28 protein-coding genes are annotated in these 24,665 nt (G+C 70.0%); 15 read left to right on the forward strand and 13 right to left on the reverse strand.

The genetic code is table 11. The annotated features are described in order from the left end of the window. Nucleotides 1-38: 38 nt before the first annotated feature. From ACFWV3_RS24560 to ACFWV3_RS24575, 4 genes are all read right to left on the reverse strand, one after another. Nucleotides 39-1,703 (reverse strand): cytochrome bc complex cytochrome b subunit, encoded by a 1,665-nt coding sequence (locus ACFWV3_RS24560; protein ID WP_382414011.1) that lies wholly within the window; start codon nucleotides 1,701-1,703, stop codon nucleotides 39-41. Continuing rightward, nucleotides 1,700-2,824 (reverse strand): ubiquinol-cytochrome c reductase iron-sulfur subunit, encoded by a 1,125-nt coding sequence (locus ACFWV3_RS24565; protein WP_382414013.1) that lies wholly within the window; start codon nucleotides 2,822-2,824, stop codon nucleotides 1,700-1,702. The genes ACFWV3_RS24560 and ACFWV3_RS24565 overlap by 4 nt, the downstream gene beginning before the upstream one ends. Next, nucleotides 2,821-3,633 carry a c-type cytochrome gene (locus tag ACFWV3_RS24570; RefSeq protein ID WP_382414015.1) on the reverse strand — a complete coding sequence of 271 codons (813 nt, stop codon included), beginning with the start codon at nucleotides 3,631-3,633 and terminating at the stop codon, nucleotides 2,821-2,823. The genes ACFWV3_RS24565 and ACFWV3_RS24570 overlap by 4 nt, the downstream gene beginning before the upstream one ends. A gap of 61 nt (nucleotides 3,634-3,694) precedes the next feature. Further along, complete coding sequence (locus ACFWV3_RS24575) at nucleotides 3,695-4,306, reverse strand: heme-copper oxidase subunit III (protein ID WP_382414017.1); 612 nt, start codon at nucleotides 4,304-4,306, stop codon at nucleotides 3,695-3,697. A 94-nt stretch (nucleotides 4,307-4,400) separates the two neighbouring features. Between ACFWV3_RS24575 and ACFWV3_RS24580 the strand changes: the two genes are divergently transcribed. The 4 genes from ACFWV3_RS24580 to ACFWV3_RS24595 all read left to right on the forward strand — a co-directional run bounded on the left by ACFWV3_RS24580 (nucleotide 4,401) and on the right by ACFWV3_RS24595 (nucleotide 7,376). Next, a complete protein-coding gene (locus tag ACFWV3_RS24580) occupies nucleotides 4,401-4,790 on the forward strand; it encodes a hypothetical protein (RefSeq protein ID WP_382414019.1) in 390 nt (129 codons plus the stop codon). Between the two features lie 78 nt (nucleotides 4,791-4,868). Then, complete coding sequence (locus ACFWV3_RS24585) at nucleotides 4,869-5,279, forward strand: hypothetical protein (protein WP_045309329.1); 411 nt, start codon at nucleotides 4,869-4,871, stop codon at nucleotides 5,277-5,279. A 7-nt stretch (nucleotides 5,280-5,286) separates the two neighbouring features. Then, entirely contained in the window at nucleotides 5,287-6,327 is a 1,041-nt protein-coding gene (gene trpD / locus ACFWV3_RS24590) for an anthranilate phosphoribosyltransferase (protein WP_382414021.1), read from the forward strand. A gap of 365 nt (nucleotides 6,328-6,692) precedes the next feature. Continuing rightward, nucleotides 6,693-7,376, forward strand: coding sequence for a lysophospholipid acyltransferase family protein (locus ACFWV3_RS24595; RefSeq protein WP_382414022.1), 684 nt, complete (start codon nucleotides 6,693-6,695; stop codon nucleotides 7,374-7,376). A 309-nt stretch (nucleotides 7,377-7,685) separates the two neighbouring features. On the opposite strand, the gene ACFWV3_RS24600 is transcribed toward ACFWV3_RS24595, so the two are convergent. Beyond that, nucleotides 7,686-8,102 (reverse strand): cytochrome c oxidase subunit 4, encoded by a 417-nt coding sequence (locus tag ACFWV3_RS24600; RefSeq protein ID WP_382414024.1) that lies wholly within the window; start codon nucleotides 8,100-8,102, stop codon nucleotides 7,686-7,688. Nucleotides 8,103-8,116: 14 nt separating this feature from the next. Further along, entirely contained in the window at nucleotides 8,117-9,049 is a 933-nt protein-coding gene (gene coxB / locus ACFWV3_RS24605; RefSeq protein WP_382414026.1) for a cytochrome c oxidase subunit II, read from the reverse strand. A 182-nt stretch (nucleotides 9,050-9,231) separates the two neighbouring features. Here coxB and asnB point away from each other — a divergent pair, with 182 nt between their 5' ends. Next, entirely contained in the window at nucleotides 9,232-11,160 is a 1,929-nt protein-coding gene (gene asnB / locus ACFWV3_RS24610; RefSeq protein ID WP_382414028.1) for an asparagine synthase (glutamine-hydrolyzing), read from the forward strand. 36 nt (nucleotides 11,161-11,196) lie between these two features. Here asnB and ACFWV3_RS24615 read toward each other — a convergent pair whose 3' ends face one another. Together ACFWV3_RS24615 and ACFWV3_RS24620 are read right to left on the reverse strand one after the other, a co-directional pair. Beyond that, complete coding sequence (locus ACFWV3_RS24615; protein ID WP_382414030.1) at nucleotides 11,197-11,961, reverse strand: class I SAM-dependent methyltransferase; 765 nt, start codon at nucleotides 11,959-11,961, stop codon at nucleotides 11,197-11,199. A 7-nt stretch (nucleotides 11,962-11,968) separates the two neighbouring features. Then, nucleotides 11,969-12,901, reverse strand: a complete 933-nt coding sequence (locus ACFWV3_RS24620) for a carbohydrate kinase family protein (protein WP_382414232.1) — start codon at nucleotides 12,899-12,901, stop codon at nucleotides 11,969-11,971. Between the two features lie 160 nt (nucleotides 12,902-13,061). Between ACFWV3_RS24620 and ACFWV3_RS24625 the strand changes: the two genes are divergently transcribed. Continuing rightward, on the forward strand, nucleotides 13,062-13,235 hold the full coding sequence (locus ACFWV3_RS24625; RefSeq protein WP_382414032.1) for a hypothetical protein: 174 nt from the start codon (nucleotides 13,062-13,064) through the stop codon (nucleotides 13,233-13,235). Nucleotides 13,236-13,302: 67 nt separating this feature from the next. On the opposite strand, the gene ACFWV3_RS24630 is transcribed toward ACFWV3_RS24625, so the two are convergent. Beyond that, a complete protein-coding gene (locus ACFWV3_RS24630; RefSeq protein ID WP_382414034.1) occupies nucleotides 13,303-13,671 on the reverse strand; it encodes a HesB/IscA family protein in 369 nt (122 codons plus the stop codon). Nucleotides 13,672-13,854: 183 nt separating this feature from the next. After that, on the reverse strand, nucleotides 13,855-14,904 hold the full coding sequence (locus tag ACFWV3_RS24635; RefSeq protein WP_382414036.1) for a glycerate kinase: 1,050 nt from the start codon (nucleotides 14,902-14,904) through the stop codon (nucleotides 13,855-13,857). A 42-nt stretch (nucleotides 14,905-14,946) separates the two neighbouring features. On the opposite strand from ACFWV3_RS24635, the gene ACFWV3_RS24640 reads away from it, so the two are divergent. Genes ACFWV3_RS24640 through ACFWV3_RS24650 form a run of 3 tightly spaced genes read left to right on the forward strand, consistent with a single transcriptional unit; the run spans nucleotide 14,947 to nucleotide 17,237 of the window. Continuing rightward, the gene (locus ACFWV3_RS24640; RefSeq protein ID WP_382414038.1) at nucleotides 14,947-15,597 is read left to right on the forward strand and encodes a DUF3043 domain-containing protein; all 651 of its coding nucleotides are present in this window, start codon (nucleotides 14,947-14,949) and stop codon (nucleotides 15,595-15,597) included. A gap of 6 nt (nucleotides 15,598-15,603) precedes the next feature. Further along, nucleotides 15,604-16,218: a class I SAM-dependent methyltransferase gene (locus tag ACFWV3_RS24645; RefSeq protein WP_382414040.1), complete on the forward strand. Its 615-nt coding sequence runs from the start codon at nucleotides 15,604-15,606 to the stop codon at nucleotides 16,216-16,218. Nucleotides 16,219-16,250: 32 nt separating this feature from the next. Next, nucleotides 16,251-17,237 (forward strand): aldo/keto reductase family protein, encoded by a 987-nt coding sequence (locus ACFWV3_RS24650; RefSeq protein WP_382414042.1) that lies wholly within the window; start codon nucleotides 16,251-16,253, stop codon nucleotides 17,235-17,237. A gap of 44 nt (nucleotides 17,238-17,281) precedes the next feature. Here ACFWV3_RS24650 and ACFWV3_RS24655 read toward each other — a convergent pair whose 3' ends face one another. Next, a complete protein-coding gene (locus ACFWV3_RS24655; protein ID WP_382414044.1) occupies nucleotides 17,282-17,482 on the reverse strand; it encodes a hypothetical protein in 201 nt (66 codons plus the stop codon). Nucleotides 17,483-17,498: 16 nt separating this feature from the next. Between ACFWV3_RS24655 and cobU the strand changes: the two genes are divergently transcribed. The 3 genes from cobU to ACFWV3_RS24670 are packed head-to-tail and all read left to right on the forward strand — an operon-like array spanning nucleotide 17,499 to nucleotide 19,807. Next, nucleotides 17,499-18,038, forward strand: a complete 540-nt coding sequence (cobU, locus tag ACFWV3_RS24660; protein WP_382414046.1) for a bifunctional adenosylcobinamide kinase/adenosylcobinamide-phosphate guanylyltransferase — start codon at nucleotides 17,499-17,501, stop codon at nucleotides 18,036-18,038. A 9-nt stretch (nucleotides 18,039-18,047) separates the two neighbouring features. Next, the gene (gene cobT / locus ACFWV3_RS24665; protein WP_382414048.1) at nucleotides 18,048-19,091 is read left to right on the forward strand and encodes a nicotinate-nucleotide--dimethylbenzimidazole phosphoribosyltransferase; all 1,044 of its coding nucleotides are present in this window, start codon (nucleotides 18,048-18,050) and stop codon (nucleotides 19,089-19,091) included. Continuing rightward, a complete protein-coding gene (locus tag ACFWV3_RS24670; protein ID WP_382414050.1) occupies nucleotides 19,088-19,807 on the forward strand; it encodes an adenosylcobinamide-GDP ribazoletransferase in 720 nt (239 codons plus the stop codon). Before cobT ends, ACFWV3_RS24670 begins: the two co-directional genes overlap by 4 nt. Nucleotides 19,808-19,810: 3 nt before the next feature. Here the strand turns inward: ACFWV3_RS24670 and ACFWV3_RS24675 are convergent, their stop codons facing one another. Next, nucleotides 19,811-20,899 carry a branched-chain amino acid aminotransferase gene (locus ACFWV3_RS24675; RefSeq protein WP_382414051.1) on the reverse strand — a complete coding sequence of 363 codons (1,089 nt, stop codon included), beginning with the start codon at nucleotides 20,897-20,899 and terminating at the stop codon, nucleotides 19,811-19,813. A 92-nt stretch (nucleotides 20,900-20,991) separates the two neighbouring features. Here ACFWV3_RS24675 and ACFWV3_RS24680 point away from each other — a divergent pair, with 92 nt between their 5' ends. Then, nucleotides 20,992-21,270, forward strand: coding sequence for a hypothetical protein (locus tag ACFWV3_RS24680; protein WP_382414053.1), 279 nt, complete (start codon nucleotides 20,992-20,994; stop codon nucleotides 21,268-21,270). On the opposite strand, the gene ACFWV3_RS24685 is transcribed toward ACFWV3_RS24680, so the two are convergent. Next, entirely contained in the window at nucleotides 21,206-22,438 is a 1,233-nt protein-coding gene (locus ACFWV3_RS24685; RefSeq protein WP_382414055.1) for an amino acid permease, read from the reverse strand. The genes ACFWV3_RS24680 and ACFWV3_RS24685 overlap by 65 nt on opposite strands. A gap of 198 nt (nucleotides 22,439-22,636) precedes the next feature. Here ACFWV3_RS24685 and ACFWV3_RS24690 point away from each other — a divergent pair, with 198 nt between their 5' ends. Beyond that, nucleotides 22,637-24,109: a leucyl aminopeptidase gene (locus tag ACFWV3_RS24690; RefSeq protein WP_382414057.1), complete on the forward strand. Its 1,473-nt coding sequence runs from the start codon at nucleotides 22,637-22,639 to the stop codon at nucleotides 24,107-24,109. Between the two features lie 81 nt (nucleotides 24,110-24,190). Beyond that, a complete protein-coding gene (locus ACFWV3_RS24695; protein ID WP_382414059.1) occupies nucleotides 24,191-24,652 on the forward strand; it encodes an OsmC family protein in 462 nt (153 codons plus the stop codon). Nucleotides 24,653-24,665: the final 13 nt, after the last annotated feature.

The following is a 24,665-nucleotide window of genomic DNA, read 5'->3' on the forward strand; positions in this document are numbered from 1 at the left end:
CGTGAGAAGTCACGGGGGCCTTTCGCTGTCGTGAAGGGTCAGGCCTTCGGGTCGGCCGGCTTGCCCGCCAGCTCACCCTGCTTGTTCTCGGCGCTGATCTCCTCGGAGACGTGCCTCTTGGCGCGCGCGTTCTCCAGGGCCACGGTCTCCTCGACCGGGTCCGGCGACCACGTGCTGCCGACGACCGGGTGACCGGCCGAGCCGAGCTTGTTCATCTTCTTCGGCACCGACGCGCCCTGGTAGGCGAGCGGGATCGGGTGGCCGTGGTCGTCCACCGGGCCGAGCGGCTGGTGGATCTCGATGAACTCGCCGTGCGGCAGGCGCTTGATGATGCCGGTCTCGACACCGTGCTCGAGCACCTCGCGGTCACCGCGCTGCAGGCCGATGCAGATGCGGTAGGCGACGAAGTACGCGATCGGCGGCAGGATCAGCATGCCGATGCGGCCCATCCACGTCGTCAGGTTCAACGAGATGTCGAACTTGTACGCGAAGATGTCGTTGCCGCCCATGAGCAGCAGGACCATGAAGTACGTGATCGCCATCCAGCCGAGCGCGGTGCGGACCGGAACGTCGCGCGGGCGCTGCAACAGGTTGTGGTGCGCGTAGTCCTTGGTCATCCTGCGCTCGATCCACGGGTAGACCGCCGCGATGCCGGTCAGCAGCGGCAGACCGAGGATGAACGGTAGGAACGGCGCCGGGATCGTGTAGTTGCCCAGGTAGAACTCCCACGCGGGCCAGATGCGGACCAGGCCGTCGGTCCAGCCCATGTACCAGTCGGGCTGCGAGCCGGCGGAGACCTGCGCGGGGTTGTACGGGCCGAAGTTCCAGATCGGGTTGATCTGGAAGACGCCGCCCATGATCGCGATGACACCCACGACGATGGCGAAGAAGCCACCGCCCTTCGCGGCGAACACCGGCATGATGCGGACGCCGACGACGTTGGTCTCCTTGCGGCCCACGCCGGGGAACTGCGTGTGCTTCTGGTACCAGACCAGCGCGAGGTGCGCCGCGATCAGGCCGAGGATGATGGCCGGGATCAGCAGGATGTGCGCGGTGTAGAGCATCGGGATGATGTCCGTGCCGGGGAACTCCCCGCCGAACATCAGCCAGTTCAGCCACGTGCCGATGACCGGGAACGAGATCAGCAGGGCCGCCATGACGCGCAGGCCGGTGCCGGAGAGCAGGTCGTCCGGCAGCGAGTAGCCGAGGAAGCCCTCGATCGCGCCGAGCATGAACAGCACGATGCCGATGACCCAGTTGATCTCACGCGGCTTGCGGAACGCGCCGGTGAAGAAGATCCGGAACATGTGCACGACGATCGCGGCCATGAACAGCAGCGCCGCCCAGTGGTGCACCTGGCGGACGAACAGGCCACCGCGCGTCTCGAACGAGATGTCGAGCGTGGACGCGAACGCCCGCGACATCTCGATGCCGCGCAGGTTCTCGAACGCGCCGTTGTAGGTGACCTCGGTCATCGACGGGTCGAAGAACAACGCCAGGTACGTGCCCGACAGCAACAGCACGATGAAGCTGTAGAGCGCGATCTCACCGAGCAGGAACGACCAGTGCGTCGGGAAGACCTTGTTCAGCTGTTTGCGCAGGCCAGAGGCCGCGTGGTACCGCTCGTCGGCAGCGTTGGCCGCCGCCCCTGCGACGCGCGCGGCCGCGTTGGCCGGCTTCGTCGGCGTGGTGATGGCACTCATGACTTCCGCTCCCAGAACGCCGGACCCACAGCCTCGATGAAGTCACTGCGGGCAACCAAGTATCCCTCTTCGTCCACAGTGATCGGAAGCTGCGGGAGAGGACGGGTCGCCGGGCCGAACCGCGGCTTGGCGTATTCGAAGACGTCGAACTGCGACTGGTGGCACGGGCAGAGCAGCAGACCGGTCTGCTGCTCGAACAGCGAGGTCGGGCAACCCAGGTGCGTGCAGATCTTCGAGTACGCGTACAGGTCACCGTAGTTGAAGTCCTCCTGGCCCGCACGCTTGGTGATCGCCTGGTTCGGGCGCATGCGGATCAGCATGACCGGCGCGTCGGCACGCTTGAGGGCCGCCACGAGGGCGTGCTCGTCGTCGCGCTCGGACTCGCGGAACGGGAAGACCGTCTCGAAGCCGCCCGGCTCGACGTCCTCGGGACGCACCAGGGAGACCTCGTGGAAGTTGCCGGTGTGGCGGCGGAGGTAGACCTTCTCGCCCTTCTCCGCCTTCCAGCCGGTGTGCCACAGCGAGTTCTTGGTCTCGCTGTCGGTGTGCGGGTTCTTGATGAGCGCGCCCAGCGGCACGGCGGCCACGCCCAGGCCCAGCACGCCGGCGCCGAGGCCCGCGGTGCGCTTGATCAGGCTGCGGCGGGCGATGCCGCTGCGCTCACCGGCGTCGGCGAGCTCCGCGACCAGCGTGGCGCGGTCGACCTGCGTCGACGGGCCGTCGTGGCGCTGCTGCACCGCGAGCTCGTCCGGGATGAACTTCTTCGTGTAGAGCAGCGCGCCGACGCCCAGGCCGACCACCGACAGGCCCAGGAACAGGCCGATCAGCGGGTTGTAGAGCATGTGCAGCAGGTGGCCGTCGGTGTGCGGGGCCTCGTACTGCCACGGCCAGAACAGGAACACGCCGAGGAACGCGAGACCCGACAGCGCGGAGATCATGAACCACAGCGCGACCACGCGCTGCGCACGACGCTCGGCGCGGGTGCCGGGGACCGGCCACTTCTCCTCGTAGTGGACGAGCTCGACGCCGTCCATCTTGGTGCCGAGCTTGACGAGGTCGTCCCGGCTCATCTCCGCGAGCTCTGCCTCGCTGGGCAGCTCGATCGGCTTGTCGCCGCTCATGCCTTGGCTCCGATCCAGAGGGTCACGCCGATGAGCGCGGCGATGCCCACGATGAACGCGATCAAGCCCTCGGACACGGGTCCGAACCCACCCAGGGGGTTGCCGCCGGAGTTGTTGTTCCCGTCGGTCACCGACTTGACGTACGCGATGATGTCCTTCTTCTCCTCCGGCGTGAGCTGGCGCTCGCCGAACTTCGGCATGTTCTGCGGGCCGGTCAGCATCGCCGTGTAGATCTGCTCTTCCGTGACCCCGTCGAGCGTCGGCGCGAACTTGCCGGACGACAGCGCGCCACCACGACCCGTGAAGTTGTGGCAGCTGGCGCAGTTGAGGCGGAAGAGCTCGCCACCGCGCGCCGGGTTGTCGCCGCGCAGGGCCTCACCGGACTCGGAGGGCTTCTTCGGGCCCTCGCCGCCGTTGGTGGTGATGTAGGCCATCAGCGCGTTGATCTCCTCGGGGGAGAGCTTCGCGGGCTTGCGGATGGCCTGGGCCTCCTGCCGCGCCATGGGCATGCGGCCGGAGGAAGTCTGGAAGTAGACCGCGGCGTCGCCGACGCCGATCAGGCTCGGCCCGCGGTCCTTGACACCTTCGAGGGACTTGCCATGGCAGCCCATGCAGGTGTTGAGGTAGATCTGCTCGCCCTGGCGGACCAGGGCGTCCTCCTGCTGCGCCTGGGCGGTCTGCGCCTGGGGCGCGAAGGCGGCGAACAGCATGCCGGCGCTCAGCAGGCCGAAGCCCAGTGCGAGCAGACCGGCGACCCGGCGGCGCAGCTTGGTGCGGGCGCCGCGGGGGCGTTTCGTCGTGGTGGTCATGGTGTGCGGCAACCCTTGCTGTCAGTTCGGGAGCTCGTGGCTTGGCTGTGTGCCGGCTGGGTCAGGGCACGATGTAGATGATGGCGAACAAGCCGATCCACACGACGTCGACGAAGTGCCAGTAGTACGACACGACGATCGCCGAGGTGGCCTGCGCCGGCGTGAACTTGCTGAGCTTCGTCCGGATCAACAGGTAGACGAACGCGATCAGACCGCCGATGACGTGCAGGCCGTGGAAGCCCGTCGTCAGGAAGAAGACGGTGCCGTAGGCGGACGACGGGATCGTCGTGCCCTCCTCGACGAGGGTGAAGTACTCACCCGCCTGGCCGCCGACGAAGATCGCTCCCATGATCAGCGTCACGATGTACCAGCGACGCAGGCCGAAGACGTCTCCCCGCTCCGCCGCGAAGACGCCCCACTGGCACGTGAAGGACGACGCGACCAGGATGATCGTGAAGACCGACGCGTAGGGGACGTTCAGGTGCGTGGGTGCTGGAGGCCAATGCCCCGTGTCGTTCTGGGCCTTCACCGTGAAGAACATGGCGAAGAGGCCAGCGAAGAACATGAGCTCGCTGGACAGCCAGACGATCGTGCCGACGCTGACCATGTTCGGGCGGTTCAGCGAGTGCACGCGCTGGCCGATTGAAGGCGCTGCCGTGGTCACGAGCAGCATTATTGCTTGCGCTTTTTTGCTCCGCCCATCGGGTCCTGGGCGGATCATGGGTCGGCTGGGTCACACAGCGCGTGATCGTGGAGGAGAGCAGAGGATGGGCTTGCTGGGCCGATTGCGGGACCTGCTGCACCGGGAGGTGGAACCCGCCCTGTCCGTCGACGACCCGGACCTCGTCGTGGTGGCCGAGGCGTTCGACGTCGCGGAGGCGGACTCGGCCGTGCTGGCGCGGTCGCCGCGGTGGCGCGCCGAGGAGCCCGCGGTGCTGCGACACCACCTGAGCATCCCCGCTGACCAGGTAGAACGTGCGCGCGAGCTGCTCGCTCCGGACGGCTGGGTGCTCGTCGCGGGTGACGTTCTGCACGCCAGTCGCGTGCAGAAGCTGGACGCCCTGCACTGCGCTCAGGAGCGGTCGCGGATGGCGTCGCTGGCGCAACGGCTCGGCGGCGACGCCCTGGGGTGGGACGCCCTGCAACCGGCCCGATAGCATCGCGGCGACCTTGGTCACTTCTCCGGGGTCGCCTGGTTTGGACCGCAGTCGGCAGTCGCAGCGGAGGATCTAGAGATGAGCACGCAGACCACGAAGATCCTGGTGTTCAGCCACCGGCCCGAGGTGCGTGAGACGATCATCACTGCCGTCGGCCGCCGTCCCGCCCCCGACCTGCCGCGCGTGGACTACGTCGAGGCCGGCGCGATCGCCGACGTCCTCTACGAGGTCGACAACGGCACCGTCGACCTGCTGATCCTCGACGGCGAGGCGCAGCCGACCGGCGGCATGGGCCTGTCGCGCCAGCTCAAGGACGAGATCACGAACTGCCCGCCGATCGTCGTGGCGGTGCGCCGCAAGGACGACCGGTGGCTCGCGACCTGGTCGCAGGCCGACGCGGTGCTGGTGCACCCGCTCGACCCGCTGGCCGCCGCCGAGACCGTGGCCGAGGTGCTGCGGGGCTCGGCTCTCCCCGTCGTCAAGGGCTGAGCCCGCGATGGGCGAACGGACCTGGCCGTCGCTGCTCAACCGCCTGCTCGACGGCGTCGACCTGACCGCCGACGACACCGCGTGGGGCATGGACCGGGTGATGTCCGGCGAGGCGTCCCCCGCGCAGATCTCGGCGTTCATCGTCGCGCTGCGCGCCAAGGGCGAGACGCCGGAGGAGGTCGACGGCCTCGCGACGATGATGCTCACCCACGCGCGCCGCTTCACCGTGGACGTGCGGGCGGCCGACATCGTGGGCACCGGCGGCGATCATTCCGGTTCGGTGAACATTTCGACGATGGCCGCGATCGTGACGGCCGCGGCGGGCGTCCCGGTGGTGAAGCACGGCAACCGCGCGGCGTCGTCGCAGTGCGGCACCGCGGACGTGCTGGAGGCGCTGGGCGTCGCCATCGACCTGCCGCCGGAGGGCGTCCAGGCCACGGTGCGCGAGCTGGGCGTCGGCTTCTGCTTCGCGCCGGTGTTCCACCCCGGCTTCCGGCACGCGGGCCCGGTGCGGCGCGAGATCGGCATCCCGACCTCGTTCAACCTGCTCGGCCCGCTCACGAACCCGGCCCAGCCGACCGTCGGCCTGATCGGGTGCGCGCGGGCGGCCGCGGCACCGCTGATCGCGGGCGTGTTCGCCCGCCGCGGCAACACCGCGCTGGTCGTGCGGGGTGACGACGGACTCGACGAGATCACCACGACCACCACGACGTCCGCCTGGCTCGCCCAGGACGGCGAGGTGCGCGCGGAGACGATCGACCCGGCCGCGCTGGGCGTGCGGCCGGGTCGCGAGGAGGACCTGAAGGGTGGCGACGCGTCCGTCAACGCCCAGGTGGTCCGCGACCTGGTGGCCGGCAAGACCGGGTCGGTGCGCGACGCGGTGCTGGTGAACGCGGCGGGGGCCATCGCGGCGCACGGCGGGTTCTCCGACGACCTGCACGCCGACCTGACGGCCTCGCTGAGCCGTGCGGCGGACGCCGTGGACTCGGGCAAGGCGGCGGCGCTGCTGAGCCGCTGGGTGGAGCTCTCACAGGCCCTGAAGGGCTAGGTCGCGTCCGGCGGCGAGGACCGGTGCCCACCCGTCCTCGCTGCCGCCGACGTCCGCCAGTCGGCTACGGCCGCCGAACCGGGGCCTGGCCGAAGTCGTCACGACCGCGTGGCGCTCGTGAACGCCTCGTTTCCCGTGTCCGGTTCGCCGCGTCCGCACTGCTCGGGCCTCGTTGCCGCGTCCGTCTGTTTCGCCCCGGACGAGTGAGTCATGACCGTGGGTTCCCGTCTCTTTCGTCACACCTCGTCGTCGGTGCGTGACCCATCTCGCACGCTGCCGCATCGGCGTAGTCCGAGCGAGTGAAGGCCCCGAGATGCGCACCACGTGGCAACGTCGCGGCAATCCCCACCTGGAATGCTGGAGGCATGGTCCTCTACCCGGTGATGAAGCATGTCGTCGCGCGCGCAGCCCGTCTCGTCTACCGCCCGGTGGTCGAGGGACTGGAGAACATCCCCACCGACGGCCCCGTCATCCTGGCGGCCAACCACCTCAGCTTCATCGACAGCGTCGTGATCCCGATGGTGGTCCCGCGCCGGGTGTCGTTCCTCGCGAAAGCGGAGTACTTCACCGGCACCGGCGTGAAGGGCTCGCTGTCGCGCTGGTTCTTCTCCTCGCTCGGCCACGTGCCGGTGCACCGCGGCAAGGGCCGCGACGCCCGCGCCGCGCTCGACACGGCCGCCGAGATCCTCGCCCGTGGTGACGCCTTCGCCATCTACCCCGAGGGCACGCGCTCGCTCGACGGCAAGCTCCACCGCGGCCGCACCGGTGTCGCGCGCATGGCGCTGGAGTCGGGCGCGCCGGTCATCCCCGTCGGCATCATCGGCACGGACAAGGTGCAGCCCGTCGGCAGCAAGTTCCCGAAGATCGTGCCGGTCACGGTCCGCTTCGGCGCCCCGCTCGACTTCAGCCGCTACGACGGCATGCAGGAGTCGCTGCCGGTGCTGCGCAGCGTCACCGACGAGATCATCTACCGCATCCTCGACCTGAGCGGCCAGGAGTACGTCGACGCGTACCAGAAGACGCCCGAGAAGGTCGTCGCCGCCGCGTAACCCGGCCAGGACCACGCCAAAGGGCCTTCCCTGCCACGACGGCGAGGAGGGCCCTTTCGCGCGCCATATGCGATATATCGGCCGGGCTCGCGACTGGTATCCGGTATCCGATATATCGGGCGATGGTCCGGCGATATCCGATATGCGATGTACCGGTCGGGCCGGATCGATATTTGATATGCGATATATCACATGTCGGATATCGGCTCTGAAAGTGCTCGCGACCCGGGAACGACCACGATCCAGGAAACGGCTGAGGCCCCCTTCGCGAACGAAGCGGGCCTCAGCCGGAGTCCGATATATCGGATATCAGTCGTGGTTCGGGCCGGTGTGGTACTCGAACACCAGGCCGCCGACCATGACCAGCACCAGGATGATGCCGATCACCAGCAGCCACACGTGCCAGAACGCCACGCCGACGGCGGCGGTGCCGGCCGCGGCCGCGAGACCGACCGGCCAGTACGAGCCGGGGCTGAAGAAGCCCAGCTCACCGGCGCCATCGGAGACCTCAGCCTCGGGGTTGTCCTCCGGCCGCACCTCGATGCGACGGGCCACGAACCGGAAGTAGGTGCCGGTGATGAGGGCCAGGCCACCGGTCAGCGCGAGCGCCACCGTGCCGGTGGGCTCGACGTGGCCGGTCGCCAGGTGCGTCCAGTAGCCGTAGACGACGGCCATCAGGAACGAGAAGGCCATCACCAGGTCGAATACGCGAGCTTCGATCTTCATCGCGGGGCGTGTCCCTACTTCTGACCCGCGCCGGAGGCCTCGCGGGCCGTCCGGTCGGTGTTGAACGGGGTGGTCGTGGTGGCCAGCGGAGCGCAGAGCTCGCCGCAGTTGACCTGCGAGAGCGCCTCAGCCGTGGTGTACGGCTTGCCCGTCTTGGAGTTCACTTCCTTGCGCAGCTCGATGTACTTCTCGAAGTCGGCCTCTTCCAGGGCGCGGACCTCGAAGTTCATCACCGCGTGGTAGGAGCCGCAGAGCTCGGCGCAGCGACCGACGAACGCGCCGGGGCGGTCGATCTGGTCGATCTGGAAGACGTTGTCCTGGTTGTTCTTCTCCGGCATCGGGAACACGTCCCGCTTGAAGTGGAACTCCGGGACGAAGAACGAGTGGATGACGTCCGTCGAGCGCAGCGTGAACTGGATGCGCTTGTGCGCCGGCAGCACCAGCACCGGGACCTCGCCCGAGGTGCCGACCGTGCTGACCACGTTGCCCTCTTCGGTCTTGTGGTCCGGGTACTGGAACTCCCAGTTCCACTGGAACGCGATGACGTCGACGTTCACGTCGGGCTTGCCCGACTTGTCCGTGACGTAGTTCTGCGTGATGGCGGTGAAGTAGAACAACACCGCCACGATCACCGTCGGCACGACGATGAGCACGATCTCCAGTGGGAGGTTGTACGCCGTCTGACGGGGCAGCTCCTCCGACTTCTTGCGGTGGAACACCACCGACCACGCGATCAGGCCCCACACGATGACGCCGACGACGAGCGCGGCGATCACGGACCAGGTCCACAGCTCGCGCATCTTCTCGGCCTGCGGCGTGACGGCCACCGGCCAGCCGAAGCGCAGCACCTCGTCCGTGGAGCAACCGGTGGCCCCGATACCGACCAGGCCGACCAGCCCGGCGGTCTTCGCCAGCCGGGATGCCCTGGTGCCCTCCTTCAGGCCCACTGCTCGCCCGCCTCCTCGTTCACAACTACTGGCCGTGCCAACGGATCAAGCGGGAGCGTAGCCCAGCGGGGTGGCGCTCACCGCTCGGGGGCACCGCCGTTGCGGTGCAGTTTCGGTCACACGGAGGCGCTTCGGCATACTGAGGTCTTCCCCGTCGTATTTCTTTGTGAGGTGCGAGAGCCTTGTGCGGCCTGGCAGGACTTGTTTGTGCTAGCGAGAACGAGGCCGAGAACGCACGCCCGGCGGTGGAGGCGGCGTTGCGCTGCATGCGCCACCGCGGGCCGGACGAGAGCGGCACGCGGCGGGTCGACGAGGTCGTCTTCGGCTTCAACCGCCTCGCCATCATCGACATCGAGCACTCCCACCAGCCCCTGACCTGGGGTCCGCCGGAGTCGCCGAGCCGGTACACGATCAACTTCAACGGCGAGATCTACAACTACCTGGAGCTGCGGGCCGAGCTCACCGAGAAGCACGGCGCGGTCTTCCACACCGACGGCGACACCGAGACCATCGTCGCCGCGTACCACTACTTCGGCCCGGCGGCGATCACGCGGCTGCGCGGCATGTTCGCCTTCATCATCTGGGACTCCGAGCGGAGCGTGCTGTTCGGCGGCCGCGACCCGTTCGGCATCAAGCCGCTGTACTGGGCGCAGGGCGGGCGCGGCGTCGCGTTCTCCAGCGAGAAGAAGATCCTGCTGGAGATCGCCCCGACGCTCGGCATCGAGCCGAAGATGAACGTCAAGGGCCTGCAGCACTACCTGACGCTGCAGTACGTGCCGGAGCCCGAGTCGCTGCACGACTCGATCTCCCGCGTCGAGTCCGGCCACTCGTTCACGCTCACACCGGGCACGCGGCCGAAGTTCGAGCGCTACTTCCCGGCGAGCTTCAAGGTCCGCACCGTCCGCGGCGAGGCCGAGGCGAACGCGCTGTACGACGACATCACCGCCGCGCTGCGCGACTCGGTCGCCAAGCACATGCGCGCGGACGTGACGGTCGGCTCGTTCCTGTCCGGCGGCATCGACTCGACGGTCGTGGCGGCGCTGGCCAAGGAGCACAACCCGGACCTGATCACGTTCACGACGGGCTTCGAGCGCCAGGGCTTCTCCGAGGTCGACGTGGCCGCGGAGTCGGCGGCCCTGATCGGCGTGAAGCACGTGGTCCGCACGGTCAGCGCGCAGGAGATGATGGACTCCCTGCCGTTGATCACCTGGTACCTCGACGACCCGGTGGCGGACCCGGCGCTGGTGCCGCTGTGGTTCATCGCCCGCGAGGCGCGCCAGCACGTGAAGGTCGTGCTGTCCGGCGAGGGCGCGGACGAGCTGTTCGGCGGCTACACGATCTACCGCGAGCCGTTGTCGCTGGCGGCGTTCGAGAAGGTCCCCGGCGCGCTGCGCAAGGCGATGGGCAAGGTCTCGACGAAGATCCCGCACGGCATCCGGGGCAAGGACCTGCTGCGGCGCGGCGCGCTCACGCTGGAGGAGCGCTACTACGGCAACGCGCGCATCTTCCTCGACGACCAGCTGCGCCAGGTGCTGAAGACGTACGACCCGAACGTGTCGCACATGAACGTCACGGCCCAGCCGTACCGCGAGTCGCAGAGCTGGGACCCGGTCACGCGCATGCAGCACGTCGACCTGTTCACGTGGCTGCGCGGCGACATCCTGGTCAAGGCCGACAAGATGACCATGGCGAACTCGCTGGAGCTGCGGGTCCCGTTCCTGGACCCCGAGGTGTTCAAGATCGCCTCGCAGATCCCGAGCGACCTGAAGATCACGCCGGACACCACGAAGTTCGCGCTGCGCAAGGCGATCCGCGACATCGTGCCGGCGCACGTGCTGAACCGCCGCAAGCTCGGCTTCCCGGTGCCGATCCGGCACTGGCTCAAGGACGAGATGCACGACTGGGCCGTCGACGTCGTGCGCTCGTCGCAGACCGACCAGTACCTCGACAAGAACGCGGTGCTGCGCCTGATCGAGGAGCACCGCTCCGGCGTGCTCGACCACAGCCGCCGCATCTGGGCGCTGCTGGTGTTCATGATCTGGCACGGCATCTTCGTCGAGGCCCGCATCCGGCCGCAGGTGCCGGAGCCGCACTACCCGGTCAAGCTCTAGCGGGTCGGGGCCCCTCCGCGGAGGGGCCCTCCTCGGCTACCGGCGTCCCTGGGCGCTGCACAGGGCGTACGAGCTGACGACCGTCTCCGGTGACGCCATCAGCTCCAGGTAGCGGTCGAACTCCTCGTCGGTGAGGGGCAGCTTGGCGCGCACCAGGCGTGCGGTCTCGGCGAGCAGCCGGCAGCCCGGCGAGCCGCCCTCCCACTCCCGCACCTCGCGCGACCCGCTGACGTCGTGCAGCCCGGTGTCGCGCAGCGCGTTCTCGATGCGCGCACCCCACGCGAGCTCCGCGCCGGCCTGGTCGAGCAGCGTCAGCAGGGCGTTCTTCACCCGCATGATCAGCTTCGCGTCGTCGGGCGCCGCCGAGAGGACCTCGAGCGGGAGGCAGTCGAACTCCTCGAGGACGAGCCAGCCTCCCGGCCGCAACGCGTCGTGCAGCTTGCGCAGGATGGCGTCGCGGGCGGGGAGGTAGAAGAGCACGAGGCGCGCGTGGACCAGGTCGAACGCGTTGCCGGGCAATATGTTGGATACCAGGTCGTGCTCCAGAACGGTGACGTTGTCCCGTTCCCGGAGCCTCGTCACGTCGATGTCGGTCACCGTCACGTGCCCGGACGGTGCGACGACGTCGGCGAGCCAGTTCGCCACCGAGCCGCCACCGCCCCCGACCTCGAGACAGCGCCAGCCGTCCGCGACACCGAGCTGCTCGGCGCGGGCGAAGGTGCCCGCGTCGAGCAGGTCGCTCAGCGCGTCGAACTTCGGATCGAGCGACTCACCGGTGTCGCCGTACAGGTACGTCCCCATTGTCCGATCATGGCAGGACGGAGGCGATCTCCTCGACAGCCTCGTCGCCGAAGGCGCCGCGAATGCGGGCCAGTGCCGCGTCGCGGTCCAGCACCCACTCCTGCGTGCCGACGGTCTCGAGCACCTCGACCGCGATCAGGGACCCGAGCTGAGCTGCGCGTTCGAGGCTCAGACCGGCGAGCGTGGCCGCGAGGAAGCCGGCGCGGAACCCGTCGCCGACGCCGGTCGGGTCGGTCTTCGCGACCTCGGCGACCGCGGGGACGTGCAGGGAGAGACCGTCGCGGTCGACGATCTCGACGCCCTTCTCCCCGAGCGTGGTGACGCGCCTGCCGACGCGGGCGAGGACGTCGGCCTCGGTCCAGCCGGTCTTCTGCAGCAGCAGTTCCCACTCGTAGTCGTTGCTGAAGAGGTACTCGGCTCCCTCGACGAACGCGCGCGCCTGCTCGCCGTCCATGCGGGCGAGCTGCTGCGACGGGTCGACGGCGAACTTGTAGCCGCGCTGACGGCATTCCTGCGCATGGCGGAGCATGGCCGCGGGGTCGTCGGGGCTGATCACGACGAGCTGGAGGTCGTCGACGCGGTTCGCGATCGGCGCGAGCTCGATGTTGCGCGACTCGGCCATGGCGCCCGCGTAGAAGGAGGCGATCTGGCACATGTCGTCGTCCGTGGTGCAGACGAACCGCGCGGTGTGCGCGACCTCGGACACGTACACGCCGGAGGTGTCGACGCCGTGCCGCTCCAGCCACGAGCGGTAGTCGTCGAAGTCCTTGCCGACGGCGCCGACGAGCACCGGCCGCACGCCGAGCACACCCAGGCCGAACGCGATGTTCGCGCCGATGCCACCGCGCCGGACGACGAGGTCGTCGACCAGGAAGCTCAGCGACACGCGGTCGAGACGCTCCGCGACCAGCTGGTCGGCGAACCGCCCCGGGAAGTGCATCAGATGGTCGGTCGCGATGCTGCCGCACACGGCTACCGGCACGTCGGCCCCTCATTTCTCTTGTCGCGCTACGTGACAACTCACCCTGACGAGTGCAGCTGTGAAGACTACCGTTTGGTAGGGCTACCGCAGGTCAGACCGCCGTCATACGGTTCGGGACGTGACGATCCCTGAGGCGACCACGATGAGTGAGCTGATCGAGGACTGCGCGCAGCTCCCGTTCGCTCTGACCCACCCCGAGCACCCCCTCCCCGCACCGCGCGACGCCGCGCCGTGGCGGGTCGACGAGCGGTGCGCCCACCAGGTGGAGGGCATGGCCGACTACGGCGTCTGATCCCCCGGTACACAGCGCGAGGCCGCGTTCCCGGCGTGCGGGAACGCGGCCTCGCGCGTGAGTCGCCTTAGTGGAACGAGTCGCCGCAGGCGCACGACCCGCCGGCGTTGGGGTTGTCGATCGTGAAGCCCTGCTTCTCGATCGTGTCCACGAAGTCGATGACAGCGCCTTCGACGTAGGGCGCGCTCATGCGGTCGACGGCGACCTTCATGCCGCCGAAGTCCACCAGCGCGTCACCGTCGAGCGAGCGCTCGTCGAAGAACAGCTGGTAGCGCAGGCCCGCGCAACCGCCGGGCTGGACGGCGATGCGCAGGTGCATGTCGTCGCGGCCCTCCTGGTCGAGAAGCGCCTTGGCCTTGACGGCGGCCGCGCTGGTCAGCGTCACGCCGTGGGTGGGCGCCTCGGAGGTCGAAGCGGCATCCTGAGCGGTCGTCATGGCTCTCCTAAGAGGTCCTTTGCGGGCGGTTCACCCATCAACAACACGGGCGTGCCCCGCCTTGTTCCGTTCCCATGGTCCCACAACGAGACGCCTGAACGCCCCGGGTGTCGACTGTCACGTAGACCACCCTCGAGTCAGGCGATATATCAGCGCGAGCTTCCGCGCCGGCCGACCGGCGTGCTACCTCGACCACTGGGCCGCGACGTGCCGGGCCGTCGCGGCGAGGCTCTCGCGGGGTTCCTCGATCGACCTCCGCACCGATCCGACGTGCTCGGAGACGGAGTAGGCCTCCTGGACACCGGCCGCGCCCATCTCGCGGCGGCCGACGCTGACCTGGCCCGCGATGGCGAGGCAGGGGATGCCGCGCTCGGCTGCTCCCGAGGCGACGGCGGTGATGAGCTTGCCGCGCAGCGACTGCCAGTCGAAGCTGCCCTCGCCGGTGATGACGACGTCGGCGTCGTCGAGCGCGGCGTCGAGGCCGGTGAGCTCGCGGACGAGACCGGCGCCCGACTGCACCGTCGCGCCCAGGGACAGCAGCGCCGCACCCAGGCCGCCGGCGGCTCCCGCACCCGATATATCGGATACGGGCTTGAGCACGTCCATGGCCGCGAGCTTGGCTTCGAGCCGGTCGACGGCCTCCGGCGACGCGCCCTTCTGCGGGCCGAACGTGTGCGCGGCGCCGAGCGGACCGAGGAGCGGGTTCTCGACGTCGGAGGCGGCGACGAGCGATATATCAGTCAGGTCGACGCCGGCGTCGGACAGCGCGGCGAGCATGCCGGCACCACCGTCGGTCGTCCCCGAGCCGCCGAGGCCGACCGTGATGACGTCGTGGTCGGCCGCCGCGGCCGCGACGAGTTCGCCGACGCCGCGCGTCGTCGCCGTCTCGCACGCCTGCGGGCGCAGCTCGGCCGGGACGAGGTGCAGGCCGCACGCCTCGGCGGACTCGACGTACGCGACGCGCCGGCCGTCGACGCGCGCGCTGAGCCAGCGGGCGTCGACGGCGTCGCCGAGCGGGCCCGTGACACTGATATATCGGATATCGGCGGGCAGCTCGCGGGTGACGCAGGCGGCGTGGAGGACGTCGACGAAGCCGGGGCCACCGTCGGCGAGCGGGCGTTGGACGACGACGTCGTCGGGCTTGGCCTCGTGCCAGCCGGTGGCGATGGCGTCAGCGGCCTCGCGGGCGGTCAAGGTACCGCCGAAGCAGTCCGGAGCGATGAGTACGCGCACCTCGCGAAAGGTACAGAAAACGCGCTGTCCTACCCTGGTGGTGTGAGGTTCTTGCGCCGCAACTCCGACGACACCGCCACGGTCACCAAGGACGGGTCCGCACCCGACTCCGGGGCCGAGCTCGCCGAGCCGCTCGACAGGGCGCGCACCGCGGCCAAGGGCAAGGCGACGCCCAAGCGGCGTGAGGCGCAGGGCAGGCGTTCCGGGCCCGTCCCGCCGCCGCCCCGCACCCAGCGCGAGGCGTTCAAGCGCATGCGCGGCAACAAGGTGAGCAAGGAAGAGCGCCGTGCCGCGGCCACCGAGCGCCGGCAGCGCATGATGGCGGGCGAGGACAAGTACCTGCTGCCGCGCGACCGCGGTCCGGTGAAGGCGTACATCCGCGACCTCGTCGACTCGCGGCGCAACCTCATGGGCCTGTTCATGCCGCTCGCGATCCTGGTGTTCGTGGCGTTGCTCACGCCGTCGCTCGCGGTGCAGCGGTACGCGACGCTCGCGACGACGTTCATGCTCATCGCGATGGTCATCGAGGGCCTGGTCCTCGGCCGGATCGTCACGCGCAAGGTGCGGGCGAAGTTCCCGACCGAGCCGATCAAGGGCCTCTCCATCGGCTGGTACTCGTTCATCCGCGCGAGCCAGCTGCGCCGCCTCCGCGTGCCGAAGCCGCGGGTGAAGCCGGGCGAGGCGATCAGGTAGCGGCACGTGCTCCAGCTGCCGGAGCGGCTGCGGTGGGACCACAACGCGTGGTACCGCCGCTGGCTGCTCCGGCAGTTGCCGTCCGGGGCCGGTTCGGCGCTGGACGTCGGCTGCGGTCTCGGTGACCTGGCGCGGTCGATCAGGGCCGCCGAGGTCACCGCGATCGACGCCAGCGCACGCATGGTCGAACGGGCGAGCGCGACGAGCTCCGAGGTGCGGTGGATCCACGGCGACGTGCTCACCCACGACCTCGGGCGCTACGACGTCGTCACCGCCGAGGCGAGCTTGCACCACCTGCCGTTGCGCGAGGGTCTCGCCAGGCTCGCCGGGCTGACCGCGCCCGGCGGGGTGCTGGTGGTCGTCGGTCTCTACCGGCTGTCGACGCCGGCGGACCTCGCGATGGAGGCCTTCACGCTGCCCGCGAACGCACTCGTCGGCGCGGTGAAGGCGGTCGGCGGCAGCGGCGGCCGTCCCCACGACCCCGAGATGCCGGTCGTGATGACCGCTCCGACGTTGCCGGAGATCCGCGCGGCGGCAGCGGAGATCGTGCCCGGAGCACGCCTGCGCAGGCGCGTGTTCTGGCGGTACTCGCTGGTCTGGCGCGCGCCGGAAGTTCATTAGCAGCACGAACGATTTCGGCTAGGCTCCGATGTATGAAGTTCCGTCGACTCGGCCGCAGCGGCCTGTCCATCAGCGAGATCTCGTACGGCAACTGGCTCACCCACGGCTCCCAGGTGGAGGAAGAGCAGGCGCACGCCTGTGTGAAGGCGGCGCTGGAGTCGGGGATCACCACCTTCGACACCGCCGACGTCTACGCCAACACCGCCGCCGAGTCGGTGCTCGGCCGGGCTCTGCGGGGCGAGCGGCGCGAGTCGCTCGAGATCCTCACCAAGGTCTACTGGCCGACCGGACCCGGCGGGCCCAACGACCGCGGCCTGGGCCGCAAGCACGTCATGGAGTCGGCCAACGCCTCCCTGAAGCGCCTGCAGACCGACTACGTCGACCTGTACCAGGCCCACCGGTACGACCACAGCGTGCCGCTGGAAGAGACGATGCTGGCGTTCGCCGACCTCGTCCGCCAGGGCAAGGTCCTCTACGTCGGCGTCTCCGAGTGGACCGCCGAGCAGATCACCCGCGGCGCCGCGCTGGCCCGTGAGCTGAACGTGCCGCTGATCTCGCACCAGCCGCAGTACTCGATGCTGTGGCGCGTGATCGAGCCGCAGGTCGTCCCGGCGTGCGAGCGCGAGGGCATCAGCCAGATCGTCTTCTCCCCCATCGCCCAGGGCATCCTGACCGGCAAGTACCTGCCGGGCGCCGAGGCGCCGGAGGGCTCGCGGCTCGCCGACGAGCGCGGCTCGAAGATGATCGCGCGCTGGATGACCGACGACGTGCTCAACGCCGTGCAGCAGCTCAAGCCGATCGCGGAGGGGCTCGGCATCACGATGGCGCAGCTCGCCGTCGCGTGGGTGCTGAAGAACCCGAACGTCGCGTCCGCGATCATCGGCGCGTCGCGTCCCGAGCAGGTCGTCGAGAACGTCAAGGCGATCGACGTCGAGCTCGGCGACGACGTGCTCAAGCAGATCGACGGCGTCCTCGACGGTGTCGTCACCGACGACCCGAGGCTCACCGCCCAGGGCTGAGACACCGGGCTCGAGCACCGGGCCCGGAACTACTGGGCCTCGAACTACTGGGCCGGGTGCAGGCTCATCGGGCCGTAGACCTCGGACTCCGAGCGCAGCAGCGTGACCTGTTCGACCCCGGCGTCGAGCAGGTCACGCCACCCGGCGCTGAACCACTCCTCGGCCTCGGTCTGGTCGGCGAACATCACATCCGGTCCCGCGACGTCGCGTCCGTGTGCATCCTGGTAACGCCACCGGTATTCCATGGACGAAGGCTAACTCTTGTCATCTCGGACGCTCGTGCTCGGCGGAGCGCGTTCAGGCAAGTCAGCGCATGCGGAAGGTCTCCTCACCGAAGCGACGGTGACCTATGTCGCCACAGCGCGCAGATATCCGGACGACGCGGACTGGGACGCGCGCATCGCGCTGCACGTCTCCCGTCGTCCGTCCACCTGGCACACGGTCGAGGCGACGGCGCCGTCGGACCTGCCCGCGCTCCTCACCGCGACCTCGTACGACGACCCGCCGATCCTGGTCGACGACCTGTCGACGTGGCTCGTCAGCGTGCTGGACGACCACCAGGCGTGGGAGGGCGACGCCGCGGAGGCCGTCGAGCACCACGTCGACTCGCTCGTGCGGGCGGTCGCCACCTGCCGGACCCGGCTCGTCCTGGTGACGGCGGAGGTCGGCCTCGGCGTCGTCCCCGCCACCCGCTCAGGCAGACTCTTCCGAGATCACCTCGGTGCGCTCAACGCGCGCGTCGCCGAGGTGTGCGACGAGGTCACCCTCCTCGTCGCGGGCATTCCACTGAAACTGCGTTAGGAGCGACAGGTGAGCACCGAGTTCCCGCCGGTTGAACCGCCGGACGAGGCCGTTCTGCGCGAGGCAGAGGCACGGCACGCGGTGCTGACCAAGCCGGTCGGCTCGCTCGGCCGACTCGAGGAGCTGGGCAACTGGGTCGCGGCCTGCCAGGGCGTCGTGCCGCCGAAGCCGTTCACGCGGCCGCGGGTCGTCGTGTTCGCGGGCGACCACGGCATCACCGCGCAGGGCGTGTCGGCGTTCCCGAGCGAGGTGACCGGCCAGATGGTCGCGAACTTCCTCACCGGCGGCGCCGCGGTCAACGTGCTCGCGCAGGTCGCGGGCGCCACCGTGCGGGTGGTCGACATGGCGGTCGACGCGGACACCCCGGCCGCGGTCAGCGCGCACAAGGTGCGGCGCTCGTCCGGGTCGATCGACCGCGAGGACGCGCTGACCCGCGAGCAGTGCGAGCTCGCGATCGCGGCCGGCCGGGCGATCGCCGACGAGGAGGTCGACGCGGGCGCCGACGTGCTCGTCGCCGGCGACATGGGCATCGGCAACACGACCCCGGCGGCGGTGCTGATCGCGTCGCTGACCGGGTCGGAGCCCGTCGCGGTCGTCGGGCGCGGCACCGGCATCGACGACCAGGCGTGGATGCGCAAGACGGCGGCGATCCGCGACGCGCTGCGCCGGGCCCGTCTGGTGATCAGCGACCCGACGGCGCTGCTGGCCACGGCCGGCGGTGCCGACATCGCCGCGATGGCCGGGTTCCTCGCGCAGGCCGCGGTCCGCAAGACCCCGGTCGTGCTCGACGGCGTCGTCGTCGGCGCGGCCGCGGTCGTCGCCGAGGAGCTGGCACCGGGCGCGCGCCAGTGGTGGGTGGCCGGGCACCAGTCGGCCGAGCCCGCGCACGCGATCGCCCTCGGACACCTCTCCCTGAAGCCGCTGCTCGAGTTCGAGATGCGGCTCGGCGAGGGGTCCGGCGCGGTGGCGGCGCTGCCGTTGCTGGTCTCGGCGGTGAAGGTGCTCGCGGAGATGGCGACGTTCGAGAGCGCCGGGATCACCAACAAGGAATGAAGCCCGCCCTGCCCTTGACATTGGCGTTCTCGTGGCTGACGGTCCTGCCGCTGCGCGTCGACGACGTCGACCGCAAGGCGGCGGGCCGGGCCATCGCGTGGACGCCCGTCGTCGGCGTCGTGCTCGGCGCGTTCGTCGTCGGCGTTCTCGAGCTGCTGGCGATATCCAATATATCGGCGCTCGTGGCCGGGTTCCTGGTCGTCGGCGTCGTCGCGCTCGCGACGCGCGGCATGCACCTCGACGGTCTGGCCGACGTCGCCGACGGGCTCGGCTGCTACGGGCCGCCCGAACGGGCGCTGCGGGTCATGAAGGACGGCGGCGCCGGACCGTTCGGCGTCGTGTCCCTGGTCGTCGCCCTGGGAGCGCAGGCCGCCGCGCTCCCCCACGCCCACTGGGGTGTCGTCGTGCTCGCGTTCGCGACGAGCCGGGCGGCGTTCGGGATCTGCTGCTTGCGCGGGGTGCCCGCGGCACGGCCCGAAGGACTCGGTGCGCTCGTCGCCGGTACGCAGCATCCGCTGCTGGTCATCGGCACGTGGGTGGTGCTCGCCGCCGCGGCGGTCCCGCTCGGCTGGCGGGCGGTCGTCGCCGTCGTCGTCGCGGGCGCGCTGACCTGGCTGCTCGTGCGGCACACCGGAAAGCGTTTCGGCGGCATCACCGGTGATGTGCTCGGTGCTGCCGCCGAAATCGCGCTTCTGGCCGTGCTGGTGATCGCCTAGGACCTACCCGAGCGTCGTCATCCAGCCGTGGGTGTCGGTGACGTGGCCGTGCTGGAGGCTGGTCAGGCGCTCGCGCAGCTTGGCCGTCACCGATCCGGTGCCGCCGTCGGCGACGTCGAACTCGCCGCCGGCGTGCTTGACGTGGCCGACCGGCGTGATGACCGCGGCCGTGCCACAGGCGAAGACCTCGGTGAGCTCACCGGAGGCGTTGGCCTTCTCCCACTCGTCGGTCGAGATCCGGCGCTCCTCCACGGTCAGGCCGAGGTCGGAGGCCAGCTCCAGCAACGAGCTCCTGGTGATGCCCGGCAGCAGCGTGCCGGTCAGCTCCGGGGTGACGACCTTGTCGCCGTAGACGAAGAACAGGTTCATGCCGCCCATCTCCTCGACCCAGCGGCGTTCCACCGCGTCGAGCCAGACGACCTGGTCGCAGCCCTTCTCGGCGGCTTGTGCCTGGGCCACGAGAGAGGCGGCGTAGTTGCCGGCGAACTTGGCGGCGCCGGTGCCACCGGGTGCCGCGCGGACGTACTCGGTCGAGAGCCACACGCTCACCGGGCGGACACCGCCCGCGAAGTAGGAGCCGGCGGGCGAGGCGATCAGCACGTAGAGGTACTCGGACGCGGGTCGCACGCCGAGGCCCTTCTCCGTGGAGATCATGAACGGCCGGAGGTAGAGGGACTCCTCCTCCGCCGACGGCACCCAGCGGCTGTCGACCGCGAGGATCTGCCGGACCGACTCGAGGAAGAGCTCGTCGGGGAGCTCGGGCATCGCCATGCGGCGGGCCGAGGCGCGGAAGCGCTCGGCGTTGGCCTCGGGGCGGAAGGACGCGATCGCGCCGTCGGGCTGGCGGTAGGCCTTGAGCCCTTCGAAGATCGCTTGGCCGTAGTGCAGCACCATTGCCGCGGGGTCGAGCGAGAGAGAGCTGTAGGGGCCGACTTCGGCGTCGTGCCAGCCCTTCTCCCGGTTCCAGCGGATCGTCACCATGTGGTCGGTGAAGTGCTGCCCGAAGCCCGGCTTGGCCAGTACCTCCGCTACGCGCTCCGGGGTCGCCGGGTGCGGGTGGGGAGTCCGGGTGAAAGGCAACTCGCTCGTCATGGGTGCACGGTAACCCGCAGGTCGGGATACGGAAAATCGTCTTCCCAAAACTCGGACGTCCTACTAAGTGAAGCTCTATAGAGTCCCCGGTCATGACCGAGGAAGAACGACCTTCGACAGGCGCCGACGTCCGCACCGTCGCACAGGCCGCGCTGCTCGTCCTGGGCACCGGGGTGACCCTGCTGAACGGGTGGGTCATCGGCGACGGCGTCGGGGGCGTGCTGGTGGCGGCGTTCGCGGCGGCGATCTTCCTGGGCGTCTACTGGGGACGGGTCAAGGAGAGCCCGTCCACCAACCGCCGCGTCGTCAAGCTCGCGGCGTGTGTTGCCGCCTCGCTGCTCCTCTTCTTCTTAGTGACGCTGACAGGCTGACGAGCCCGGTGCCGACGCCCAGTCCCGCCAGGGAGAGGAGCAACGCCGGGATCGGCATGCTCATCGCGAGCAGCACCGAGAGCCCGAGTCCGAGACACGCGGTGCGCATGGGCCACGTGCGGTCGTTCTGCAGCAGCACACGGGCCGACGCGTTCGTGAAGGCGTAGTAGAACAACGTCGAGCAGGCGGCGACGGACAGCGCCGTCGCCAGGGGCAGGAGCACGACGGCGATCGCCGTGGCGGCGACCACGACGAACGTGAGCACGGCGGGCTTGAGGCGCGTCGGCAGCTCGCCGTCCTCGGTCAGCCCGGTCAGGGTGCGGTGCGCGGACGCCAGTACGAAGTGGAGCACCGACACCCCGGCCACCGCCGCGGCGATCTGCACCAACGGCACCAACGCCGCCGCGTCCGCCGCCACGAGCGCGTCCCGCAACGGCGCGGGCGACAACGCGAGGCGCGCGCTGCCGAGCTGGCGGAGCACCCCGGCACCGACGGCCACGCAGACCACGAAGGACAGTCCGATCAGGATCGGGATCGCGAACTTCAGCGCCGCCACCGGATGCGGCTTCTCGCCGCGCAGCGGGGCGGTGATCCGCTCGAACCCGGTGAAGGCCACGAACATCAGGCCCGCGACCCCGAAGAGCTCGTTGACGGTGCCGGTCTCCCCCGCCGACACGACCGGAGCGATCGAGAACGCCGACGCGACCACGAGCGCGAGCACACCGAGGACGACCACCGACACCGCGGCGCTGACACCGGCGGTGAAGCGGAAACCGGCAGCGCCGAGCAACGCCGTCGCCACCACCAACGCCAGCGCACCGGCCAGCGGCTGGTCCGGCACCACGTAGGCGCCGAACATCACCGCCACCGCCGCCGCCATCGCGCAACGCCCGAGCAGGTGGGCGCTCGCCGTCATCCGTGCGGGCCACACGCCGAGCTGCGCGCGCACGTATCCGTAACCACCGCCGGCGTCCGGATAGGCACGGGACTGGTCGGCGGTCGAGAAGGCGCAGCACAGGGCGGCCAGGGCGGAGACGGCCAGCGCGGGGAGCACCCACCAGCCGGCAAGTCCTGCGGCGGGGCCGAATCCGGCGAAGACCCCCGCACCGAGCACCGCGGGAAGACCGAGCGCGACCGTAACGACGATCTCGCGAGGCGTGTGGGTCACCGGTACACGTTCTCAGATGCGGCATCCGGCCGTAACCACCCGGTCGACTGATGCGTGAAACGGGCGAATCGCCACTGTGCGCAACTGTCAACGTCACGGATTGCGGCGAACGTGGCGGGGCTCGGCATGGCCGGGGGTGTCCGACCTTTAGCATGGGTCACGATCCCCGGACCTGAACGCACAACCCTGGAGCAGCACGTGACAGCCCCGAAGCTGGCCCTCACCGAGGGTGACCTGAGCACCACCGCCGCGGACGCAGTCGTCGTGGGCACCCTGCAGGGTGCGGACGGTCTGGAGCTCGCCCCCGGTGCCGAAGCTGTCGCCGCCGCGTTCGACGGCGCGCTGCTCGACGTGCTCGGCACGCTGCGGGCGTCCGGCAAGGCGGACGAGCTCGTGAAGGTCCCGACCTTCGGCAGGATCGCCGCTCCGCTGGTGCTGGCCGTCGGCCTCGGCAAGGCCACCGGCGAGGACCAGGTCCGCCGGGCGTCCGCCGTCGCCGCCCGCGCGCTGGCCGGCAAGAAGCGCGCGGTCACCACCCTCGCCGCGCTGCACGTGGGTGCGGCGGCCGAGGGCACGCTGCTCGGCGCGTACTCGTTCACCGAGTACAAGTCGGACAAGGGCGAGGGCGCGGTCGCGAAGGTCGACCTGCACGCCGCCGGGTCCAAGGAGAACAAGGCCGCGCTGAAGGCCGCCGTCGCGATCTCCGAGTCCGTGGCGATCGCCCGCGACTTCGTGAACACGCCGCCCAACGACCTCTACCCCGGCTCGTTCGCCGACCGCGCCGCGAAGCTCGCCTCCGCCGCCGGTCTCGACGTCGAGGTGCTCGACGAGAAGGCGCTGAAGAAGCAGGGCTTCGGCGGCATCCTGGGCGTCGGCGGCGGTTCCGCGCGCCAGCCGCGCCTCGTGCGCATCTCCTACAAGGGCGCCAAGGCGGCCAAGAAGGTCGCGCTCATCGGCAAGGGCATCACGTTCGACACCGGCGGCATCTCGATCAAGCCGGCCGCGGGCATGGACGAGATGACGTCCGACATGGCCGGCGCCGCCGCGATCGTCGCCACCATGGTGCTGGCCTCGAAGCTCAAGTACCCGCTGGAGATCATCGCGTCGATCCCGATGGCGGAGAACATGCCGTCCGGTGACGCCTACCGCCCCGGCGACGTGCTGACGATGTACGGCGGCAAGACCGTCGAGGTGCTCAACACCGACGCCGAGGGCCGGCTGATCCTGTCCGACGCCATCGTGCGCGCGTGCGAGGACGGCCCCGACTACCTGATCGAGACCTCGACGCTGACCGGCGCGCAGGTCGTCGCGCTCGGCAAGCGCACCGCGGGTGTCATGGGCTCGGACGAGTTCCGCGACCGCGTCGCCACGATCGGCACCGCCGTCGGCGAGTCGGCGTGGCCGATGCCGCTGCCGGAGGAGCTGCGCGCCGACCTCGACTCGCGGCTCGCCGACCTCGCGAACGTGACCGGGCACCGCTGGGGCGGCATGCTCGCGGCGGGCCTGTTCCTGCGCGAGTTCGTGGCCGAGGGCGTGCAGTGGGCGCACATCGACGTCGCGGGCCCGGCCTACAACAACGGCGGCGCGTACGGGTACGTCTCGAAGGGCGGCACGGGCGTCCCGGTCCGCACGATCGCGGCCGTGCTGGCGGACATCGCCGCCAACGGCTGATCGTCTCGGTCGTGCACGGGCGGCGACTCCGCGGAGCCGCCGCCCGTTCGCTTTTCCGCTCCGGGAGAGCACTATTTCCACATGGGGACGCATCAGTACGAGGTCGACGTCGTCTGGACCGGCAACACCGGCGACGGCACGTCGGGCTACCAGGCCTACGAACGCGCGCACGAGGTCATGGTCGAGGGCAAGCCGACGATCCCGGGGTCGTCGGACCCGTCGTTCCGCGGCGACCGCGGCCGGTACAACCCGGAGGAGCTGCTCGTCGCGTCGCTCTCGCAGTGCCACATGCTCTGGTACCTGCACCTCGCGTCGGTCAACGGCGTCGTCGTCACCGCCTACCGCGACCACGCGACCGGCACGATGGCCGAGCACCCCGACGGGTCCGGGCGGTTCACGGAGGTGACGCTCAACCCCGTCGTCAGCGTCGCCGATCCCGGGACCCGCGAGAAGGCCCAGGCGTTGCACGAGAAGGCGCACGCGCTGTGCTTCATCGCGGCGAGCGTCAACTTCCCGGTGCGGCACGAGCCGATGGTCGCGTGAGGAAGGTCTTGAA

The sequence above is a fragment of the Lentzea sp. NPDC059081 genome (assembly GCF_042738015.1).
GTDB lineage: Bacteria > Actinomycetota > Actinomycetes > Mycobacteriales > Pseudonocardiaceae > Lentzea.

Coding starts and splice junctions, on each gene's coding strand:
- ACFWV3_RS24560 (WP_382414011.1), bottom strand. CDS start 1,703: ATGAGTGCCATCACCACGCCGACGAAGCCGGCCAACGCGGCCGCGCGC.
- ACFWV3_RS24565 (WP_382414013.1), bottom strand. CDS start 2,824: ATGAGCGGCGACAAGCCGATCGAGCTGCCCAGCGAGGCAGAGCTCGCG.
- ACFWV3_RS24570 (WP_382414015.1), bottom strand. CDS start 3,633: ATGACCACCACGACGAAACGCCCCCGCGGCGCCCGCACCAAGCTGCGC.
- ACFWV3_RS24575 (WP_382414017.1), bottom strand. CDS start 4,306: ATGCTGCTCGTGACCACGGCAGCGCCTTCAATCGGCCAGCGCGTGCAC.
- ACFWV3_RS24580 (WP_382414019.1), top strand. CDS start 4,401: ATGGGCTTGCTGGGCCGATTGCGGGACCTGCTGCACCGGGAGGTGGAA.
- ACFWV3_RS24585 (WP_045309329.1), top strand. CDS start 4,869: ATGAGCACGCAGACCACGAAGATCCTGGTGTTCAGCCACCGGCCCGAG.
- trpD (WP_382414021.1), top strand. CDS start 5,287: ATGGGCGAACGGACCTGGCCGTCGCTGCTCAACCGCCTGCTCGACGGC.
- ACFWV3_RS24595 (WP_382414022.1), top strand. CDS start 6,693: ATGGTCCTCTACCCGGTGATGAAGCATGTCGTCGCGCGCGCAGCCCGT.
- ACFWV3_RS24600 (WP_382414024.1), bottom strand. CDS start 8,102: ATGAAGATCGAAGCTCGCGTATTCGACCTGGTGATGGCCTTCTCGTTC.
- ACFWV3_RS24615 (WP_382414030.1), bottom strand. CDS start 11,961: ATGGGGACGTACCTGTACGGCGACACCGGTGAGTCGCTCGATCCGAAG.
- ACFWV3_RS24620 (WP_382414232.1), bottom strand. CDS start 12,901: ATGCACTTCCCGGGGCGGTTCGCCGACCAGCTGGTCGCGGAGCGTCTC.
- ACFWV3_RS24630 (WP_382414034.1), bottom strand. CDS start 13,671: ATGACGACCGCTCAGGATGCCGCTTCGACCTCCGAGGCGCCCACCCAC.
- ACFWV3_RS24650 (WP_382414042.1), top strand. CDS start 16,251: ATGAAGTTCCGTCGACTCGGCCGCAGCGGCCTGTCCATCAGCGAGATC.
- ACFWV3_RS24655 (WP_382414044.1), bottom strand. CDS start 17,482: ATGGAATACCGGTGGCGTTACCAGGATGCACACGGACGCGACGTCGCG.
- ACFWV3_RS24670 (WP_382414050.1), top strand. CDS start 19,088: ATGAAGCCCGCCCTGCCCTTGACATTGGCGTTCTCGTGGCTGACGGTC.
- ACFWV3_RS24675 (WP_382414051.1), bottom strand. CDS start 20,899: ATGACGAGCGAGTTGCCTTTCACCCGGACTCCCCACCCGCACCCGGCG.
- ACFWV3_RS24680 (WP_382414053.1), top strand. CDS start 20,992: ATGACCGAGGAAGAACGACCTTCGACAGGCGCCGACGTCCGCACCGTC.
- ACFWV3_RS24695 (WP_382414059.1), top strand. CDS start 24,191: ATGGGGACGCATCAGTACGAGGTCGACGTCGTCTGGACCGGCAACACC.